Genomic DNA, 18,597 nt, shown 5'->3' on the forward strand with positions numbered 1-18,597 from the left:
GCCTGAGAATTCAAGAGACGCCAGTCTCAGGAGATTGAATGTGACAAAGGGGAGAAAGTGATGAAGCGGTACGAAGATCTGTCGCCGTCCTTGCGGTGTATTATGACTCCCGGCCCCGTGGAGGTCGATCCGCGTGTGCTGCGGGCCATGTCTTATCCGGTGCTGGGACAATTCGATCCCGAATTCACAGAGCTCATGAATGAGACGATGGAGATGCTGCGGGGGCTGTTTGCCACAAGCAATAAGTGGGCCTATCCGGTGGACGGCACCTCGCGTTCCGGGATTGAAGCGGTGATGGTCAGTCTGATTGCACCGGGAGACCGGGTGCTGATTCCGGTCTTCGGCCGTTTCGGCCACCTGCTTCATGAGATAGCAGAACGCTGCGGCGCTGAGGTGTTCACGATCGAGCAGACCTGGGGCAGCGTCTTCCCGCCGGAGGAAGTGATCGCGGCGATCCGAAGCTTCAAGCCGGATGTGGTGGCGATGGTTCACGGGGAGACTTCTACGGGCCGTGTTCAGCCGCTGGCTGAGATCGGGCGGGCCTGCCGGGAGCAGGAGGCGCTGCTGATTGTGGATGCGGTGGCGACCATCGGCGGAGTGCCTGTGGAGACAGATGCCTGGATGCTGGATGCCGTGGTCGGCGGGACGCAGAAATGCCTGTCCATCCCTTCCGGCATGGCTCCGATCACGTATAATGACCGTGCCGAAGCCAAGCTGCTGAAGCGCAAGCAGGTGGAGCGCGGGCTCCGTTCCGGCGCCGGCACTGCAAGTGAGCTGCCGGTTGTGCGCAGCAATTACTTTGACCTTGGTATGTTACAGGATTACTGGAGCCCCCGGCGGCTGAATCATCATACGGAGATGACCTCCATGCTCTATGCCCTGCGGGAAGGCCTGCGGCTGGTTCTGGAGGAGGGGCTGGAAGCCCGGCATGACCGGCACCGGTTCCACGAGCGGGCGCTGGTCGCCGGTCTGACAGCTTTGGGCCTGGAGTTATACGGGGATGCGGAGAGTAAGCTGACTGTAGTCACCTGTGTCCGCATTCCTGCGGGAATCGACGGAGAGTCCGTCCGTTCCATGCTGCTGGGCCGCTTCGGGATTGAGATCGCCAGCTCCTTCGGTCCGTTGCAGGGCTTAATCTGGCGCATCGGTACCATGGGCTTCAGCTGCCGGGAGAATAATGTGCTGCGTCTGCTCGGTGCATTGGAGGCTGTGCTGGTGCGCCATGGATACGCAGTAGCTGCCGGAGAGGGCGTTCAGGCGGCACTTGACGTATATGAGTCAAACGTAAGATAATCATAAAATGTGGTTACCGGCCCCGGCGGCCGGACGGAGAACCCCGGGGAATAAGTTCTGGGCAACGGCTTGCGACCCGTGAGGGGCGTCAGGGCCGTTTTTGCTAAAATGATAAAAAACTATATAGATTGAACTTGAAAATTAACCAGACAGGGAAAAGTGGCGGAGGAGAATTTTGGCACTGTAGGAGCATCAGCGACCGCCTGAAAGCTTTCCGCAGGAAAGCTAGCATCGTAAGCATCAGCAGTCACCGGATTTCCACCGCGAACAGTGGTATTAATTAAGAAATCTGGGGACGGGCAGCGGCCGGAGGGCCAAACATTCTCTGGAGTCACGGCCATCCCGGAACGTAAAACTATCAAGTACAATCTATACAATAACCGGAAGGGAGTGCACATAATGACATTTACACGACAACCATTGGCTGACTGTGTGCCAGAGCTGGTAGCAACAGCGCGGGGCGACCAGGCGGCTACACTGGTGATTACGGGCGGCAAGCTGGTCAATGTATGCTCCGGGGAGATTCTGGACGGCATGTCTGTTGCGGTGCAGGGCGGACGTATTGCCTATGTCGGCAAGGATGTCTCGCATACGATTGGTGAAAATACGAAGGTGATTGATGCGGCAGGCAAATACATTGCCCCCGGCCTGATTGACGGCCATTGCCATATCGAGAGCACCCAACTGACGGTGACTGAGTTTGCCCGTGCCGTGCTGCCGCTGGGGACGACCGGAGGTTTTTTTGATGCCCATGAGATTGCTAATGTATTCGGGCTGAAGGGAATTAAGCTGATGCTGGACGAGATGCGGGGAACGCCGTTGGCTGCCTATATGCAGGTGGCCTCCTGTGTACCTTCAGCGGGTGCCGAATTTGAAACGACCGGAGCATCCATCGGACCGGAGGAAGTAGCAGAAGCATACACCTGGGGCGAGGATGTAATCGCACTCGGCGAGGTGATGAATTTCCCGGGCGTAGTCTACGGCGATGAGAAAATGCTCGGCGAGATCCAGGCAACGCTCCGGGCGGGACGTTATGTCGATGGGCATTTCACCTGGCCGGCGAGTGACTGGAGGCTTCCGGTTTATGCGGCAGCTGGCGTGACCGGTGATCATGAGTGTGTGACAGCGGAGGATGTAATCGAACGCGTACGTCTGGGGATGTATGCCAAAATGCGCCGCGGCTCCGCCTGGCATGACGTCGCCAAAACCATCACCGCGCATACCGAGCACGGGCTGGACCCGCGCCGGATGATGCTGGTGACGGATGACCGCAGCTCCGAATCGCTGCGCGATGAAGGCCATATGGATTTTGTCGTGCGTCACGCCATCTCCCAGGGCGTGAAGCCGGTCACTGCTTTTCAGATGGCAACGATCAATACAGCTGAACGCTTCGGAGTAGCCCGTGATATCGGCTCAATTACTCCAGGCTCCTGTGCGGATATCATTCTGCTGGACGGGAATCTGGCTGATGTCCATGTCGTCCTGACGATTGCGGCTGGAGAAGTCGTGGCGGAGAACGGAAGGATGACGGCGAAGCTGAATCCGTTCACGTACCCGGATGAAGTGCTGGCCTCGGTACATCTGCCGCAGCCTCCGGTACCCGCAGACTTCGTGATTCATGCGCCGGTTGCCGACGGCGTTCTGGCTACACGGGTCATTCAAGTCATGGAGAACCATGTGGAGACCGGGGAACAGATTATGCTGCTGCCGGTGGCCGATTCCAGGCTGGTGGTTGAAGACGGCCTGTGCAAAATCGCAGTTCTGGAGCGCCATAAGGGAACGGGGAATAAATCGGTTGGAGTGGTGCAGGGAATCGGCTTCCACGAGCCTGCGGCTATAGCGATGACAGTAGCCCACGACAGTCATAATGTGCTGGTCATCGGCAACGATGATACGCTGATGGCTGAAGCGGCGGCTGCGGTGGCGGAAGCGCAGGGCGGTGTTGCCGTGATCACCGCTTCCGGGACCACGCTGTTCCCGCTGGCGATTGCCGGACTAATGTCCGCAGAGCCGTTCGAGATTGCGGCCGCCCAGTCTGCTGCTATCAGCAAAGCATTATATGATGCGGGCTGTACACTGAACTATGCTTTTATGACCTTGTCCCTGCTTGCGCTGGCGGTCATCCCGACACTGCGGATCTCCGATAAGGGTCTGGTTCGGATCTCGCCGGAAGAGGGCATTCAACTGGTGCCGCTGTTCGTCAGCTAACAAAGCCTAATCCGGGATTCGTGCCGGGGGACATGTGCTTATTCACGGCAATGTACGGCAATACACAGCAATACACAGCAATACACAGCAATACACAGCAATACATGGCAATGCAGCGCAATGCACAGTCATTCAGTCTTTGAGACTGGATGGCTTTTTTGTGCAACTATAAGAATTTATAGGTTTCACATGATAACTTATCCTTATATTCTCGCTGAAACCCACACCTTCCTTATAAAAGGACGGCAAAGCCGTTTCCGCTTGGCCCATGCTCCGTAACCCACTGGAGACGATTGGAACAACCTGACCGGATGCAGGATGGAATTCGGAAGCAGTTGGATTTTGTCCACTTGCTGAAGAGTAAATGGTCGCTGCTATAACAGCAGTTGTATAAATGGCACTTAAATGATCACCTTTCACCCATAGCAGCGAAAATGAACGGCAGCAGATGCTGTTTTTCCACTTGTTCAATCATATTCCTCGGAAAACGACGAATTAAGATACGTTTATCCATTTGCTTCCTGCGGGAGGGGGCTCAGTGCCTCGAATCCTCGATTCTGGTGCCCTCGAATCCTCGAATCCTCGAGTCTGGTGCCTCGTGCCCTCGAGTCTCGTGCCTCGTGCCCTCGAATCCTCGAGTCTCGTGCCTCATGCCCTCGAATCCTCGAGTCTCGTGCCTCGTGCCCTCGAATCCTCCTGTCCTCAGTACCCATTACCTCAAAAAAATAAATAAATTAACCGATTTCCAGCAGCCTGAAACAGAATTTTTAAAATTTTAATTGAAAAGCATTAACAATAACTAAGAAAAAGTCGATAATACTATAAATTAGTTAAAATTATTGTCGAATCATGAAATCACAGCATATGCAGCATATAGAGGAAAGTCCGAATATGAGGAACGGGGTGCATGAGAATGATGAGATTAGAAACACAAGACATCTTGAATATCACCAGGAAGCAAATTGCCGGTATTTTTAAAATGGAGCCGGTTGAACTGAAATTTGTCAATGATTTTCAGGGTGAGCAGTATCTTCTGACCAATGATAAGCTGCATCTCAGCAACCAGCATTATTGGGCGAAGGTAATGGATTGTGTCTTCGATAGCCATGTCAGACCTGTCCTGATGTGCGAGGTGCTCTACTTCCTGCGGAATGAGTTCCTGGAGAGCGATATCAAGCTGATGTTCTCTTATGATTTTGCAGAAGGTGCGGATGGGGCGGCGGCTGCTTCGGCAGAGATCTGCTTCAATGATTCGCCGGAGCTGCAGCCTGAGGAAATTGCTGAATTGATTGATTTTGCCCTGACTTTGCAGGATAAGCAGTGGTTCGAGGAACTGACTGCCAAATATAAACAGCTGACTGTTCGATAATCATATACCAACAATAAACCGCCCGGTTCACAGGATCAAGATACCTGTAGACCGGGCGTTTTTTTTATAAAAATTCGTTATCAGACCGGTTGGACAGCCGTCTTCTCAGTTACTGCGGAAGGGAGCCAGCCCCGGGCAGTGCCGCTTATCAGTCCGGCGAGGAAGCTGATCCACTCTTCCGTGTCATTCAGGCACGGGGCCACCTCCAGATTCTCTGCGGCTCCGCCGCCTGCGGCGAAGAGTTCCCGGCCTTCTACAGCCAGCTCATGCAGCGTTTCGAGGCAGTCCGTGACCAGTCCCGGCGAGAAAATCAACGGCCGCCGGATTCCGCGTCCGCTAAGCTCTTTCAGGGTATCGGCGGTAGACGGGCCTACCCAGGTCTCCGGCCCGAAGCGGGACTGGAAGGAGAGCTGCCAGCGTTCCGGGGGCCATTTCATAGCCTCTGCCAGCAAACGGGCCGTCTCCTGGCACTGCTGCGGATACGGGTCTCCGGTCTCGGCATAGCGGCGGGGAATTCCGTGGAAAGACAGAACATAGTAATCAGGCTCTTCACTCATTGCACGGATCTGCCGCAGCAATAAGGATCTCATCGCTGCGATGTAGCCGGGCGCATCATGGTAGGCTTCTACATACCGCAGCGCCGGTACGAACCGCTTGGATACCTGACCGGAACGGCTGTGCCGTCCCAGGGCGGCGAAGCTTGCAGCTTCATAGACAGAAGCAGTTGTAGTCGAGGAATACTGCGGGAATAAAGGAAGTACAATGATCCGGGTAATGCCCGCAGCTTCCAGCTTGCGGAAGGCTTCAGACATACCCGGCTCACTGTACGCAAGTCCCAGCTCCACTTGATAGCTGCTGCCCAGCAGGATCTGTAGCGCATTCTGCTGGGCTCTGGAGTGGACGAGCAGAGGGGAGCCCTCTTCCATCCAGATCTCCTGATACAGCTTCGCGGACCGGCGCGGCCGGGTGCGCAGAATAATGCCCCGCAGCAGCGGCTGCCAGAGCAGCGGAGGATAATCAATAATTCTGCGGTCGGACAGAAAGCGCTTGAGATAGGGACGGACCGCCTTGGCACTAGGGGCGTCGGGGGTTCCGATCTGAGCGAGAATAACACCTATAAGCGACTGATTCATGAGTAGCTGCAGCCCCTTTCCGTGAACATGACATCGTTTAAAAGTATCATATATAAGCAGAAACATACAATATAATATATCGCACGAATATCATATGAAGGAGTAAATGGGAGATTATGAGAGGCAGAGGAAATATATATTTTAGTATAGTGCAAAAAAGTGATGTTTCTTATAGGGTATGTGATTTTATGTACAGAGAAAAGAGTTTCAATTTTGTTACCATCAAGCCAGAAATGTTCACCAGCCGCTTGAAGTCCACTTATGTGAATTAATTCACTTCACTATGTGAATTGTTTCACCTTTTGAAAGATTGTATATATAGATGAATCTTTTCTTACACGGGATGGGCCCAGCAGGAATGGCAAAGGGGGAATGTACTTGTCAGGAGGAGTCGGCTACTCTTCATAATGAGCAGGAATTGAACGAAAGCGAACGGGTTGAAAAATGCTACATATTACTGGGGATATAAAGGAGAATACGCATTTGAAAAAATTAATTTCTTTGACTGTAAGCGCAGCCTTGCTGCTCGCGCCACTAGCCTACACGATTAACGCACCGGCTTTGAACCTGAAGGTGGATGCGGTTTCAGCAGCCTCGGAAGAAGCTCCGGCAGCGACTGCGAAGCCCGCTCCGAAACCGGCAGCCACTCCGAAGGCAACAGCCAAACCGGCTCCTACTCCGAAGGCAACAGCCAAACCGGTACACACTCCGAAGGCAACAGCTAAACCGGCGGCTACTCCGAAAGCGACAGCCAAACCGGCAGCTACCCCGAAGGCAACAGCTAAGCCTGTAGCAACCACCGCCCCGGCGGCATCCCCCAAGGCAACAGCCAAACCGGCCGCAACAGCTAAGCCTGTAGCAACTGCAGCACCGGTTACTGTGCACGAAGCCGTATATCAGGATGGAGTATATGTAGCCTATGGAGATGCGTACTCCAAAGGTACAGAAGGTGCTAAAGTTACTATCAAAGACGGCAAGATCGCCGACATCGAGCTGCTGAGAACCAGTCCCAAAATCATCGACCGCAATGCCCGCGAGAATTACAGCGGAGTCTGGACGGCCTATGGCCTGATGAAAGACAGACTCGTAGGCAAAACCAGAGACGGCGCTGCTGCTGTTGACGCTGTATCCGGCGCCACCCGCACCAGCAACGGCTGGAAATTGTCGGTGGACAGAGCGTTCGCAAGATCGCTACAGGATAAGCCGGCTGCTGCCGCTTACTTCTCCGGTGTCCACATGGGTGTAGATCCTGAAGCCAAATATGCCGTGTTTGCTACTTATGAGGCCAACAAGCTTACGGATGTTAAGCTGTACCCGCTGAGTGCAAACGGTGATTTCGTGGATGAGAAGACTTATACTGCTGAACAGACAGCAGCGATTGCAGCTATCACACCTGCACTGCTGGCCAAAGGTTCTGCTGCACAGCCGGTAGCCGGTTTCGAGGCCGAATCCATAGCCGCAGTTAATGCTTTCTGGGATGCGGAGCAAAATGCCAGCGTCCATAACACGGCTGCTTATATCGACGGATTCTATTCTTCCTACGGTACGGCAAGAAGTGTAGGCGTGGAAAGAGCGGATGTTGTAATCCGCAACGGCAAGCTGGTTGATGTGAAGCTGTTCAGACTTGGCAACAACCTGATAGACAGAGGCGCAACCGCTTATGCGGAGGTTGTGAAGGCGAATGCCCCGATGACAGCCAAGCTGCTGGCTAACGGCTCTTATTTTGCCAAATATGACAAGAAGGTAGACGGAATCTCCGGTGCTACCGAGAGCAGCCACGGCTGGAACCAGGCGGTAGAGCGTGCTTTTGAGAAAGCCTTGAAGGTTCCGGGTGAAGGTCAGTACTTCGACGGCAAATTTGCCGGTGTAGATAATCAGTCGAAGGTTATGGTGCTGGTTGATGTCGAGGCTGACCAAGTAACGGGAATCAAGCTGAGCCTGTTCGGTACAGACGGCAAGCTGATTGCTGACGACAAGCGTACCGAAGCACAGAAATCCCTTGTAGACCAGCTGACTGCCGGTTTGCTTGCAAAAGGCGTAGACACTGCTGATATTGCCGGTCAAGAAGCGGTATCTGCCGCAGCAAAAGCAGCTCTGACTGATGCTTTGACCAATGCGTCCAAATTACAAGGCACTTATAAAGACGGTACCTTCACCGCTTACGGTAATGCTTATGATAAAGGCACCAACAAAGCTGATGTTACGCTGCGTAACGGCAAGATCGTAAACGTTGCTCTTTCCCGTGTGGGCATGAACATGGCCGATCTGGGCAAAGCTGCTTATGCTGAAGTTCAAAAGGCTATTCCGGTGTTGACCGCCAGCTTCCTTGCCGCAGGTACAAGAGAAGGTGCGCAAGGGGTTGATGCAGTATCGGGCGCTACCAGCAGCAGTGATGCACTGAAAGCTGCCGTTGACAGAGCTTATGGTAAAGCGGAAATTACAGAAACGGATAAAGCGGCTTACTTCGATGGCATTTTCATCGGTGCAAGTGCTGACAAGACTGTAAATGTTATGGTTACGACTGAATACAATGTGCCGGTAACTATGGCTGTGTACTACCTTGATGATAAAGGCAAAGTAAGATACGGCCTGAACGATGATGAGCTGCTCGTGAAATACGAGATCGAGAACACCTCGAATGGCAAAGGATTGCATAAGTACGGATACCGTGCAGCAGCCTTCGGAGTGAATGATGCCCAGAAAGCCATCTCCGCCAAAGTCATCGAAGCGATTAAGGCAGCGCTTGAAGCCGCAGGCAAATAATTAAATCCATTCACCAGGGGTTGTCCTTGACCATGCAAATGGCGGGGACGCCCCTTTTTCTGTTGTTAGATGAATTATAGAGACTTGGCAGCCGGAGCGGGACATAAATTGGATTGGTGATTGCATAGTAATTTAAAGGGATTTGGGAAGTGAATGTCTAAACCTTAATATACACACTAATATACACAGCAGGCCGAGACCTGTAAGTAATAGGAGGCTTCACAATGACATTAATCAAACAGCTATCCCCGCAGGATGAATTCACCGGCTTCTATCTGCTCAGAGAGCTGGGGCTGAAGCAGACCAACGGTACTCCTCCCAAGGATTATTTCGATATTGTACTCGGTGATTCCAGCGGTCAGATTTCGGCTAAATATTGGGACGTCAGTGTGACGGATAAGGAGACTTTTTTCCCGATGGCACTGGTGAAGGTCCGCGGTATTGCTCATACCTACCGGGAGAAGCTCCAGGTCAAGGTCACCAAGATTAGACTGGTGGATGAATCCGACGGCGTGTCGCTTACGGAATTCATCCGCTCGGCTCCTGTGCGTCCTGTAGACCTGGTCCATACGATCAAAAACGCGATGGCAAGCATAACCGACCCGGACATTGCGGCGGTTGTTAACTTCTGTGTCGGTAAGGTAGAGGAGAAGCTGATGCATTATCCGGCGGCCAAAACCCATCATCATGCTTATTTTGCCGGACTGGCTTATCATATGGTCAGAATGCTGGAGATTGGAGATTTCCTGTGCAAGCAGCGTCCGTTCCTGAATCCTGATCTGATGAGAGCGGGCATCATTCTTCATGATATCGCCAAGCCGGAAGAAATGATCTCCCAATACGGCATTGTGTCGGATTACAGTGTGCAGGGCAAGCTGATCGGGCATATCTCCATGGCTTCGAGCTGGATTACGGAAGCGGCCATCCGGACCGGGATTGATCTGAATTCGGAGAAAATCCTGGCGCTTCAGCATCTCGTATTGTCCCATCACAATCTGGGAGAGTGGGGAAGTCCGGTTCAGCCCCAGACGGCTGAGGCGGTGGCCCTGCATCATATTGATGCCATGGATGCCAAGCTGCAGATGGTGGAGGATGCCCTCGACACCACTCCGGAGACGGAGGAATGGACGCCATTCATTAGAGGACTGGAGAATAAGGCCGTGTACCGGCTGAAGATATAGGATACTCTGTATTGCTGAAAAGCAGATAATTGCAACTCTCTCAAAAGCTTCAAACGCTAAAAAGGCAGCGGCTCCCGTTATGGGGGAATCGCTGCTTTTTGTTGTTGCTCCATTGCTGCTTGCTTCAATAGTTCCGATCACTCAGCGCGTCCACCCGATGCTTAAGCTGATCCTGCTCAAAAACAAAGAGCTGCCGCCAGGGGTATTTGGCGCTATGAGTGGTAAGAGGCCGGAGGGAGCTTGTCCGCAAGTCTCCTATGATCCGTAGTTTCCGCCGAGGCTGCCGATTCAGCCGCAGGCTGATCTGCAGGACCCTCAGCTTCCACCTCAAGACCGTAGTGGCTGCATAGGGCACGGAGTCCGCCCGGGAATTCCTCACCAACCGCTGCAAATCTCCATTTGCCCTTATAGCGGTAGAACTCGCCAATGACGATGGCAGTCTCAAGACGGAAGTCCTGATCCAAGGAGAAGCGGGCAAGCCTCGCTCCCGATTGGGCATTCATTAGTGAGACGGAAGCGTTTTGAATCTGCTCTGCTCGCTGTCCTGCACGCTGGCTGGATATGTCCCCACCCAGCGTGCAGGTCAACACGATCCGCGTCGTGGCGGCTGACAGCTTCGATAGCTGAAGCTGCAGAATTCCCGTGTGCGGAGCAGGCTGGATATAGGAGACCGATCCGCTCGGGTCTTCCCTGTTCCCGTAGAAGACAAAGTCCTGGTCCTGTTCGCAGCGCCCTGACTCCCGGAGCAGACAGGCAGAGATCTCCGGTTCCAGCAAGGGAGCGGGAGAATCCCACTCCACAGCGACCAGAAGCCGGGAGGCGCTGAGCTTATCGCCGATGTCCACGCGCTGGCCGCGTACCAGCTCAGGAATAGGTGGTGAGGCAGGCGCAGGCGGAACAGGCGGAACGGCAAGCGGAGGAGTGACGGAAGCCGTGACATCCTGAACCCTATCTGCAGACGGCGTTTTCATGCCCGGTATACCGGATACTGCGGGCTTCGGCGTCTTCATAGCAGTTTTGGCAGCCGATTTCGGAGCTGCCGGCTTCTTCGCGGGCTTCTTGGGCGCTGCCTTGAAGGGCGTATATCCGCCTGCATACAGCGTCCCGGCCTTGTAGCCCTGGCTGTCCGCTAACAGCAGGGGATCGAACTGCTGCCACTGCTCCATTAATTTCAATAGAATGAGTGCCGACGCTCTGGCGTCATCCAGCGCATCGTGGTGCTTCAGCCGGATGCCGAAATGCGCTGAGACTATATTCAGCCTATGGGAGGGCAGCTCCTGGAGCATTTTTTTGCCGAGCAGATAGGTACATAAATATTGGAAATCCGGATAGCCAAGAGACGAGTCATCCAGGCAATACCGCAGTACACTCATATCGAAGGCAGCATTATGCGCGATCACAATTTCGCCTTGCAGCAGCGGCTTAAGGGTGGGCCACAGCTCAGCGAAGGTAGGCTCGCCCTTAACCATGGAGGGTGTAATGCCGTGAATGGCGATATTCATCCCGTCGAACCGCTGCCGCGGGTCAATCAGCCAGTCATATTCCGCTGTCACCACACCTGCCCGAACCTGAACAAGCCCGAGTGAGCAGGCGCTGGTGCGGCTGGAATTGGCTGTCTCAAAGTCTATTGCTGTGAAGTCCATCTGGGTTAGCCCCTTATCTATTATCTCTACTAAACTTCATATTAAAGGAGCAAACGGAGAAATACAAACGATGCAGGTTGTACAAAGAGTGCCGGGTATGGTATTCCTTATCTATGACTTCCGGATTCACTTCTATGAAGAGGAGATGAGAGATTTGCAGTTGTTAAAAGGGCAGAAGGTAGATATCACCAAAGGAACAGGCGTTCAAGATATAACCGTCCGGCTCTGCTGGGACACGAAGTATGGCGGAATTGGTGTCGATGCGGCAGCTTTTCTGTTGTCGGGTCAGAACCGGTGTGAACGGGATGAGGATTTCATTTTCTATGGGAATCCAGTATCAAGGGATGGGGCCGTAGCTCATGCTGCGGAGGGGGAGAGCGGGGAGAGTCTGACCATCTGCTTATCCAGAATTCCAGAGTCCTATGCCCGGATTGCGTTGACCTTGACAATCTACGAGGGCGAGCAGCGCAATCAGGGGATGAAAGATCTGTCCGGCTTGCAGCTGCGGCTAATGAACCGCAAGAACGGGGAAGAAATATACCGTTTTGATTACGGAGCAGATCTGTCAGAGGAGACAGCAGTCGTAGCCGGGGAGCTGTACCGCTATCAGGGGGATTGGAAGTTCAGCGCCATCGGCAGCGGTTATAACGGAGGACTGGCTGCACTCTGCAAGAGCTATGGGCTTGAGGTTGAGGAAGCGGCCGGGAATGAGGTGGCAGCAGCGGCAGAAGTGGCGGAAAGGGTGGAACGGGTAGAGGTGGCAGCAGCGGCAGAAGTGGCGGAGAGGGTGGAACAGGTAGAGCCTGCCCGGCCACAGGCGGAAGACAGCGCACCGGTTAATGTTCTGTCTTCTATCGACTTACGCAAAAAAATAGTAGAGCTTACCCTCATCAAAAAACAGTTAACGGATGTAACGGCCAGAGTGGGGATCGTGCTGGACATTACCGGCTCCATGAGAAGTCTGTATGCCAGAGGGGTTGTCCAGGAAGTAGTGGAACGTATTCTCGCTGTCGCCAGCAAGTTCGATGACAACGGCTCTTTGGATGTGTGGGTCTATGATACGGAATTCAGCAGACTGCCGCCGGTTACGGAACAGGAGCTGGGCAGCTATGTTGTCACTCATATCATGAATAACGATTCGATCCATAAGTTCGGCCGCAATAACGAACCGCCGGTCATGGAGGATGTGATCCAGAAATACACCCGGGAGGAGAAGGATTCAACCCCGGTATTCATTATATTTATTAACGACGGAGGTGTAGTTAAGCCTACCAAAAAAGTAATTATGGCCTCCTCCGCCCTGCCGGTCTTCTGGCAGTTCGTTGGGATCGGCGACTCCGACTTCGAGGTGCTGAAGCAGCTTGATACGATGAGCGGCAGACTGGTGGATAACGCAAGCTTCATCCATCTGGACCGTATCGAGGAAGTATCCGATGAGGAGCTGTATGATCAGCTGTTGAATGAATTCCCGCAGTGGCTGAAGGCGGCGAAGGCGAAGCGGATTCTGTAGCTTTGCGTTGTGTGTTCGTTCAACCCTATCTATTGTGCTTACGTTCGCAGTATAGGCATTTTCAAAGTATATAGACATGAATGTTGCACTATTTGCAGCTTGGATTCCTTGTTACCCGGGTGTAGGGAGGAATGTTGCAGGAAATGCAGGAATTGTGCTGCTAAGCCGTCCGTAGGGGGAAGATATCCTGCCTTTTATGCAACAATGTTGGATTCTGGCTGGGATGTTGAGGGGAATGTTGTATTTTGGGCAGGATTTTGCAAAAGCCTGCGGCCGAAGCGAAGCTTGTGGCAGATCGCCGGAAGGTTCTCAAATTTCTCAAAAGCTTCAAATGTTAAAAAAGCAGTGGTTCTCCCGTTAATTGGAGAATCATTGCTTTTTGTATTTGGCCAATACTTGACCAAAAAGGCGGTTTCTCCGTGTTCTTTGGAAAATGTGTTTTCGTATCCCGCGCAGCGTCCATCCAAGTGTTTACGTTGATCCTACTCAGAAACTAAGGGCTGCGGACGTTCATTTCGTCTGCAGACTAGCGGAGACCGGCAGCGCCAGGCAGTAGCCTTTGACCAGAGTATCCCCGTTCTTCAGATCTGTCTCATAAGCCCGCTTGAAGCCTAAGCCTTCATACAGCCTGACCGCAGACGCCATCATATCTGAAGTATGAAGATTTAAGCTGGCTGCCCCGAGGGAAATGGATCTTCCTGCCGCTTCAAGGATCAGAAGCCTGGCAACCCCGCGTCCCCGGACAGCCGGAGAGACAGCGAGCAGACGGATGATCGGCGTATGGATTCCCAGCTCGGGCCTGCCGTAAGCGGCCTCGGAAGAGGTGAACAGCAGCACGCTCCCTACGATTTGTCCATCCAGTTCGGCTACAATCCGGGAGACCGGTGCATCGCCATGGACGGAATCAAGAATGGAATCGCGGTAATCCGCCCACGAAGCCGCGGGCAGCACGGCTGAATATTCGCTGTAGGCTTCGAGTAATACTCCGGCAATGGCTTCACGGTCTGCGTCTGCGGCTTCACGGATTACAATCTCTGCGGAAATGTTCATCTGGCGCCTCCTGTTCGGAAATGGGGTGTGCCGCTTATTATAATCTATAAATCCGATGAGTATAAGAGGAATTTAACAATTTCGATTAACGGATAGAAAAGTTCTATCTGCAATTGTGATCCATGTAATGGTATTGGCTGTATATTAGAGGATAAGTCTGTTGACAAAAAAAGGGCCGGTGACTAAGATATAAACAAATTCTATAGAGAAGTGCGGCCCTAATTCATTGTTAGTCGATTGGAATAGTAAATTATAAACTGTGGAGGGGGACTACGCTTGAACATTGAGAATATTGAGGCCTTTGTCTACATCAACCACTACGGCAGCTTCAACAAAGCGGCAGATGTACTCTACATCTCGCAGCCGACAGTAACGGCCCGTATCCAGTCGCTTGAACGGGAGCTGGACTGCAAGGTATTCGACCGGCTGGGCAAACAGATTAACCTGACGGATAAAGGCCGTCAGTTCCTCCCCTACGCGCAGCAGATTCTGCAGGTCTATCAGAACGGCAAACATCAGCTGCAATCCAAAGGTCAAATCCCGGGCGAACTGAGAATCGGCAGTACGGTCTCGGTCTCTAATTATCTGATGCCGCATCTCTTGCTGCATTTGAAGCAGCGGTATCCCCACATCCGCATCAAGCTGACCACGGCTTCCACCGAACTATTAATTGAGAAGCTGAAGGCGAAGGAGATTGATCTCGCTTTTATCCGCAAGGTGGTTAATCCGGCCATCCAGTCGTTTCCCTTCTGTGAAGATCCCATCTCGCTGTATGTGTACGCCGGTCATCCGCTGGCCCGCAAGGGCCGTGCTTCCATCGAGGAGATCTCTGACGAGACACTGGTATTCTTCGAATGCGGCTCGCTGGACTGGATGCGCCTGCACCGTGTATTTGAGAGCATGGAGCAGCCGCCGGGCATTGTGTATCAGGTGGATAATCTGGAGACTGCCAAGAAGCTGGTGCTGAAGCAAGCGGGGATCTGTTTCCTTCCAGCGCTGAGTGTGCAGGAGGAGGTGGAGGCAGGAACACTGATCCGGATAGATATCGCTGAGACGGAAGGGATCTCTCTGCGAACCAGCCTGATCTCCCTGAACGGAGAGAATGCGGAATTCATTGAAGCCCTGCTGGAGTTGGGAACCCCGGGCAAGCTGAATCGACTTCTTGTATAGCTGTATTAAAAAACTCTATTAGCGCATGGCAACATGCAGTGATAAAGTTAACTGCATATAATCACCACTAAACATATAGGGATTGTCTAAATTGAAAGGGGACAGAGAGATGAAAAAGACCATTTCATTCGCATCAGCACTAGCATTAACCTTGGTGATTGCCGGATGCGGCAACAATAACAGCGCGAACAGCGGCAATGGCGGGAAAGTAGCAGAAGCAGCACCGCAGAGCAGTGCGGAGACAACAACTGCAGCCGCAGAACCGGCTGAGGTGACCAAGATTGTGATCGGCACGGGCACCGCTTTTCCAAATGTCTGCTTCATTGATGAGAACGGCAAGCTGACCGGGTTCGACGTAGAGCTGCTGAAGGAAATTGACCAGCGTCTGCCGGAGTATGAGTTTGAATTCCAGACGATGGATTTCAGTAATCTGCTGCTGAGTCTCGAGACGAAGAAGATTGATCTGGTAGCCCATGTTATGGAGAAGAACCCGGAGCGGGAGCAGAAGTATTCTTTTAACAAAGAAGCTTATGCCCACTGGAGAAACCGCATCGTTGTAGCCAAAGGTAACACCTCGATCCAGACACTGGATGATCTGAAGGGAAAGAAGGTACTGACCGGTGCCACCAGCGCGCAAGCGCAAATTCTTGAGAACTATAACAAGGAGCATGGCGCGGATTCGATCAAAATTGTCTATCAGAACGGTGCGGCCAACGATACGGTGAGCCAGGTTGACTCGGGCCGTGTGGATGCCACGCTGGCTGCGGATTTCGTACTGCCGATTATTGATCCGCAGAGCAAGCTGCAGGCAGTCGGTCCTGAGCTGTCTTCCGCTGACATTCTGTATGTGTTCCGCAAGGAGGATGCCCCCTCACAGAAGCTGTCGGATGCCATTGACGGAGTAGTTACAGAGCTGAAGGCAGACGGCACATTGGGCAAAATAAGCACGCAGTGGCTCGGAGCGGACGTGACCACATCAGCAGTTCAATAATGAACATGCTGTACAGCGGAGAGGAGGAGCAGAATGGGTGCACCGTTTGATCTTGGATTTATCTTCTCGTTCCTGCCCAAGCTGCTGACTACGCTGAGCACTACGCTGCTGATCGTAGCCTGTTCGCTGCTGGCAGGGATGGTGGTTGGATTTATCATTGCCCTTCCCCGCCTGTATAAGGTGCCGGTCCTGAAGACCTGCGCGGAGGTGTACATTTCTTTTTTTCGGGGGACGCCGATACTGATCCAATTATTCCTGTTCTATTACGGTCTGCCTGAGGTGCTGAAGCTGGTCAATCTTGATATGACGCGGACGCCGGTGCTGGTCTTCGTGATTCTGACTTACGGTCTGCATACGGGAGCTTTCATGTCGGAGATGATCCGCGCAGCGGTAACGGCAGTCGATAAAGGCCAGGTGGAAGCAGCGTACGCCACGGGAATGACCTCATATCAGGCTTTTACCCGGATCGTATTGCCGCAGGCGCTGGGAATTGCGATTCCCGTATTCTCGAACCTGGTCATTGCGCTGCTGAAGGATACCTCGCTGGCGTTCACGCTGGGAGTAATGGAGATGACGGGCAAGGCACAGACTTTGGGCAGCGCGACTCAGCATTTTATCGAAACCTATATTGCCCTTGCACTTATCTATCTCGTAATCAGCTTATGCGTGGAGAAGCTGCTGCTGGTGGCGGAACGGCGGTTACTGCGGCATGAAGACCAGGGCAGTCCGGTGAAGAAGAGGTTCACTCTGCACAAAAAATCGTCCTTCCGCACTATCGTCGCAGATCTAGGATCAGGCAAAGGAGGCGGCGCGTAATGAAGCTGGACCCATCATTTATCTGGACGGCGTTCGTGCAAATTCTGAGTGCCATCCCTACGACGCTGTATATCACGGTAGTCTCGGTATTGGCAGGATTCGTAATAGGCATTGTGGTAGCGCTGATCCGCATCTATAGAACACCCGGGCTGTATCCGCTGGCGGTGGGGTATGTCACCTTCATTCGCGGGACCCCGATGCTGACCCATCTGCTGCTGATCTATTTCGGGCTGCCGATGATCATCGACGGGCTTGCCGTACAGTTCGGCTGGAGCTTCCGCTCGGTATCCATTCCGATGATCGGCTTCGCTTATATCGCCTTCTCGATCACGGCTGGGGCATATATGTCCGAGGTGGTCCGTTCCGGCCTGCTGGCGGTGGACCGCGGTCAGATTGAAGCTGCGCATTCCATAGGGATGAGTACGCCCCAGGCGCTCCGGCGGATTGTGTTCCCCCAGGCGCTGGCGGCGAGCCTGCCCAACCTGTCGAATTCGGTGATTGGGATGCTGCACGGGTCTACGCTGGCTTTTACCGTGTCGGTCGTGGATATCAATGCCCAGGCGCAGATTGTAGCTTCAACGAACTGGAAATTCTTCGAGGCTTACTTAGCGGCGGCGCTGATCTTCTGGGGGCTGACGTTCCTCATTGAACGGGCCACCGCCCTGATCGAGAAGCGGATAAATCTGTATAACCGGGGGGGAGTCGCATGATTAAGCTGGAGCATATATCGAAGTCCTTCGGGCGCCATCAGGTGCTGAATAATATTGATCTCAAGGTATCCAAAGGGGAAGTAGTCGTCATTCTCGGCCCCAGCGGTTCCGGCAAAACCACTCTGCTGCGCTGCGTGAATTATCTGGAGAAGCCCAGCGGCGGCGAAATCTCGATCGGTGAGTTCAAGCTGGACTGCCGCCATGCCCGCAAGAAGGATATTCACCAGCTGCGGCAAAAGACGGCTATGGTCTTCCAGCAGTACAATCTGTTCCGGCATAAAACAGCGCTCGAGAACGTGATGGAGGGTCTGCTGATCGTCAAGAAGCTCCCGAAGGAAGCGGCCAGGGAGAAGAGTATTGCCCTGCTGGAAAAGGTCGGACTCGGCGCCAAGCTGGATGCCTATCCGAGCCAGCTCTCCGGCGGCCAGCAGCAGCGGGTCGGGATTGCCAGAGCACTTGCCCTGGAGCCGGAGGTCATTCTCTTCGATGAGCCTACCTCGGCACTGGACCCGGAGCTGGTGGGCGAAGTGCTTGAGGTGATCCGCAAAATCGCCAAGGAAGGGATCACGATGATTGTGGTGACGCATGAGATGGGCTTCGCCCGCGATGTGGCGAACCATGTGGTATTCATGGACGGCGGGGTGATTGTCGAGGAAGGGACACCAAGCGAGGTATTCAACCATCCACGCGAAGAACGCACGAAGCAGTTCCTGAAGCGGATCACGCCGGAGCTGAACTATTCCATCTAGGAGGCATATCT

General features: G+C 53.3%; 15 protein-coding genes and 1 pseudogene. 12 read left to right on the top strand and 4 right to left on the bottom strand.

Annotation, left to right across the window (positions count from 1 at the left end; genetic code table 11):
• Positions 1–60: 60 nt before the first annotated feature.
• Positions 61–1,293: a pyridoxal-phosphate-dependent aminotransferase family protein gene (locus KDC22_RS06775; RefSeq protein ID WP_211722473.1), complete on the top strand. Its 1,233-nt coding sequence runs from the start codon at positions 61–63 to the stop codon at positions 1,291–1,293.
• 399 nt (positions 1,294–1,692) lie between these two features.
• The gene (locus KDC22_RS06780; RefSeq protein ID WP_211722474.1) at positions 1,693–3,501 is read left to right on the top strand and encodes an adenine deaminase; all 1,809 of its coding nucleotides are present in this window, start codon (positions 1,693–1,695) and stop codon (positions 3,499–3,501) included.
• Between the two features lie 132 nt (positions 3,502–3,633).
• On the opposite strand, the gene KDC22_RS06785 is transcribed toward KDC22_RS06780, so the two are convergent.
• Positions 3,634–3,972 carry a hypothetical protein gene (locus KDC22_RS06785; protein ID WP_211722475.1) on the bottom strand — a complete coding sequence of 113 codons (339 nt, stop codon included), beginning with the start codon at positions 3,970–3,972 and terminating at the stop codon, positions 3,634–3,636.
• A gap of 442 nt (positions 3,973–4,414) precedes the next feature.
• On the opposite strand from KDC22_RS06785, the gene KDC22_RS06790 reads away from it, so the two are divergent.
• Positions 4,415–4,870 carry an IDEAL domain-containing protein gene (locus KDC22_RS06790; RefSeq protein WP_173130714.1) on the top strand — a complete coding sequence of 152 codons (456 nt, stop codon included), beginning with the start codon at positions 4,415–4,417 and terminating at the stop codon, positions 4,868–4,870.
• 80 nt (positions 4,871–4,950) lie between these two features.
• Here KDC22_RS06790 and hemH read toward each other — a convergent pair whose 3' ends face one another.
• Positions 4,951–6,003, bottom strand: a complete 1,053-nt coding sequence (gene hemH, locus KDC22_RS06795; RefSeq protein ID WP_211722476.1) for a ferrochelatase — start codon at positions 6,001–6,003, stop codon at positions 4,951–4,953.
• 483 nt (positions 6,004–6,486) lie between these two features.
• On the opposite strand from hemH, the gene KDC22_RS06800 reads away from it, so the two are divergent.
• Both KDC22_RS06800 and KDC22_RS06805 read left to right on the top strand, forming a co-directional pair.
• Entirely contained in the window at positions 6,487–8,766 is a 2,280-nt protein-coding gene (locus KDC22_RS06800; RefSeq protein WP_211722477.1) for an FMN-binding protein, read from the top strand.
• Between the two features lie 224 nt (positions 8,767–8,990).
• The gene (locus KDC22_RS06805) at positions 8,991–9,947 is read left to right on the top strand and encodes a 3'-5' exoribonuclease YhaM family protein (protein ID WP_211722478.1); all 957 of its coding nucleotides are present in this window, start codon (positions 8,991–8,993) and stop codon (positions 9,945–9,947) included.
• Between the two features lie 212 nt (positions 9,948–10,159).
• Here the strand turns inward: KDC22_RS06805 and KDC22_RS06810 are convergent, their stop codons facing one another.
• Positions 10,160–11,590: a TerD family protein gene (locus KDC22_RS06810; protein WP_211722479.1), complete on the bottom strand. Its 1,431-nt coding sequence runs from the start codon at positions 11,588–11,590 to the stop codon at positions 10,160–10,162.
• Positions 11,591–11,735: 145 nt separating this feature from the next.
• Between KDC22_RS06810 and KDC22_RS33335 the strand changes: the two are divergent.
• A pseudogene (locus tag KDC22_RS33335) lies at positions 11,736–12,209 on the top strand (TerD family protein); the annotation flags it as partial.
• Between the two features lie 225 nt (positions 12,210–12,434).
• On the top strand, positions 12,435–13,100 hold the full coding sequence (locus KDC22_RS33340; protein WP_246553672.1) for a vWA domain-containing protein: 666 nt from the start codon (positions 12,435–12,437) through the stop codon (positions 13,098–13,100).
• 510 nt (positions 13,101–13,610) lie between these two features.
• On the opposite strand, the gene KDC22_RS06820 is transcribed toward KDC22_RS33340, so the two are convergent.
• Positions 13,611–14,150 (bottom strand): GNAT family N-acetyltransferase, encoded by a 540-nt coding sequence (locus tag KDC22_RS06820; RefSeq protein WP_211722480.1) that lies wholly within the window; start codon positions 14,148–14,150, stop codon positions 13,611–13,613.
• A gap of 276 nt (positions 14,151–14,426) precedes the next feature.
• Here KDC22_RS06820 and KDC22_RS06825 point away from each other — a divergent pair, with 276 nt between their 5' ends.
• The 5 genes from KDC22_RS06825 to KDC22_RS06845 all read left to right on the top strand — a co-directional run bounded on the left by KDC22_RS06825 (position 14,427) and on the right by KDC22_RS06845 (position 18,586).
• Positions 14,427–15,320, top strand: a complete 894-nt coding sequence (locus KDC22_RS06825; protein WP_211722481.1) for a LysR family transcriptional regulator — start codon at positions 14,427–14,429, stop codon at positions 15,318–15,320.
• Positions 15,321–15,429: 109 nt separating this feature from the next.
• Positions 15,430–16,311 (top strand): transporter substrate-binding domain-containing protein, encoded by an 882-nt coding sequence (locus KDC22_RS06830; protein WP_211722482.1) that lies wholly within the window; start codon positions 15,430–15,432, stop codon positions 16,309–16,311.
• A 33-nt stretch (positions 16,312–16,344) separates the two neighbouring features.
• Positions 16,345–17,127 carry an amino acid ABC transporter permease gene (locus KDC22_RS06835; protein WP_173130735.1) on the top strand — a complete coding sequence of 261 codons (783 nt, stop codon included), beginning with the start codon at positions 16,345–16,347 and terminating at the stop codon, positions 17,125–17,127.
• Positions 17,127–17,837 (top strand): amino acid ABC transporter permease, encoded by a 711-nt coding sequence (locus KDC22_RS06840; protein ID WP_173130737.1) that lies wholly within the window; start codon positions 17,127–17,129, stop codon positions 17,835–17,837. The genes KDC22_RS06835 and KDC22_RS06840 overlap by 1 nt, the downstream gene beginning before the upstream one ends.
• Complete coding sequence (locus KDC22_RS06845; protein ID WP_173130739.1) at positions 17,834–18,586, top strand: amino acid ABC transporter ATP-binding protein; 753 nt, start codon at positions 17,834–17,836, stop codon at positions 18,584–18,586. Before KDC22_RS06840 ends, KDC22_RS06845 begins: the two co-directional genes overlap by 4 nt.
• Positions 18,587–18,597 lie beyond the last annotated feature (11 nt).

The organism is Paenibacillus tritici, assembly GCF_018207515.1.
Classification (GTDB): Bacteria; Bacillota; Bacilli; order Paenibacillales; family Paenibacillaceae; genus Paenibacillus_AQ; species Paenibacillus_AQ tritici.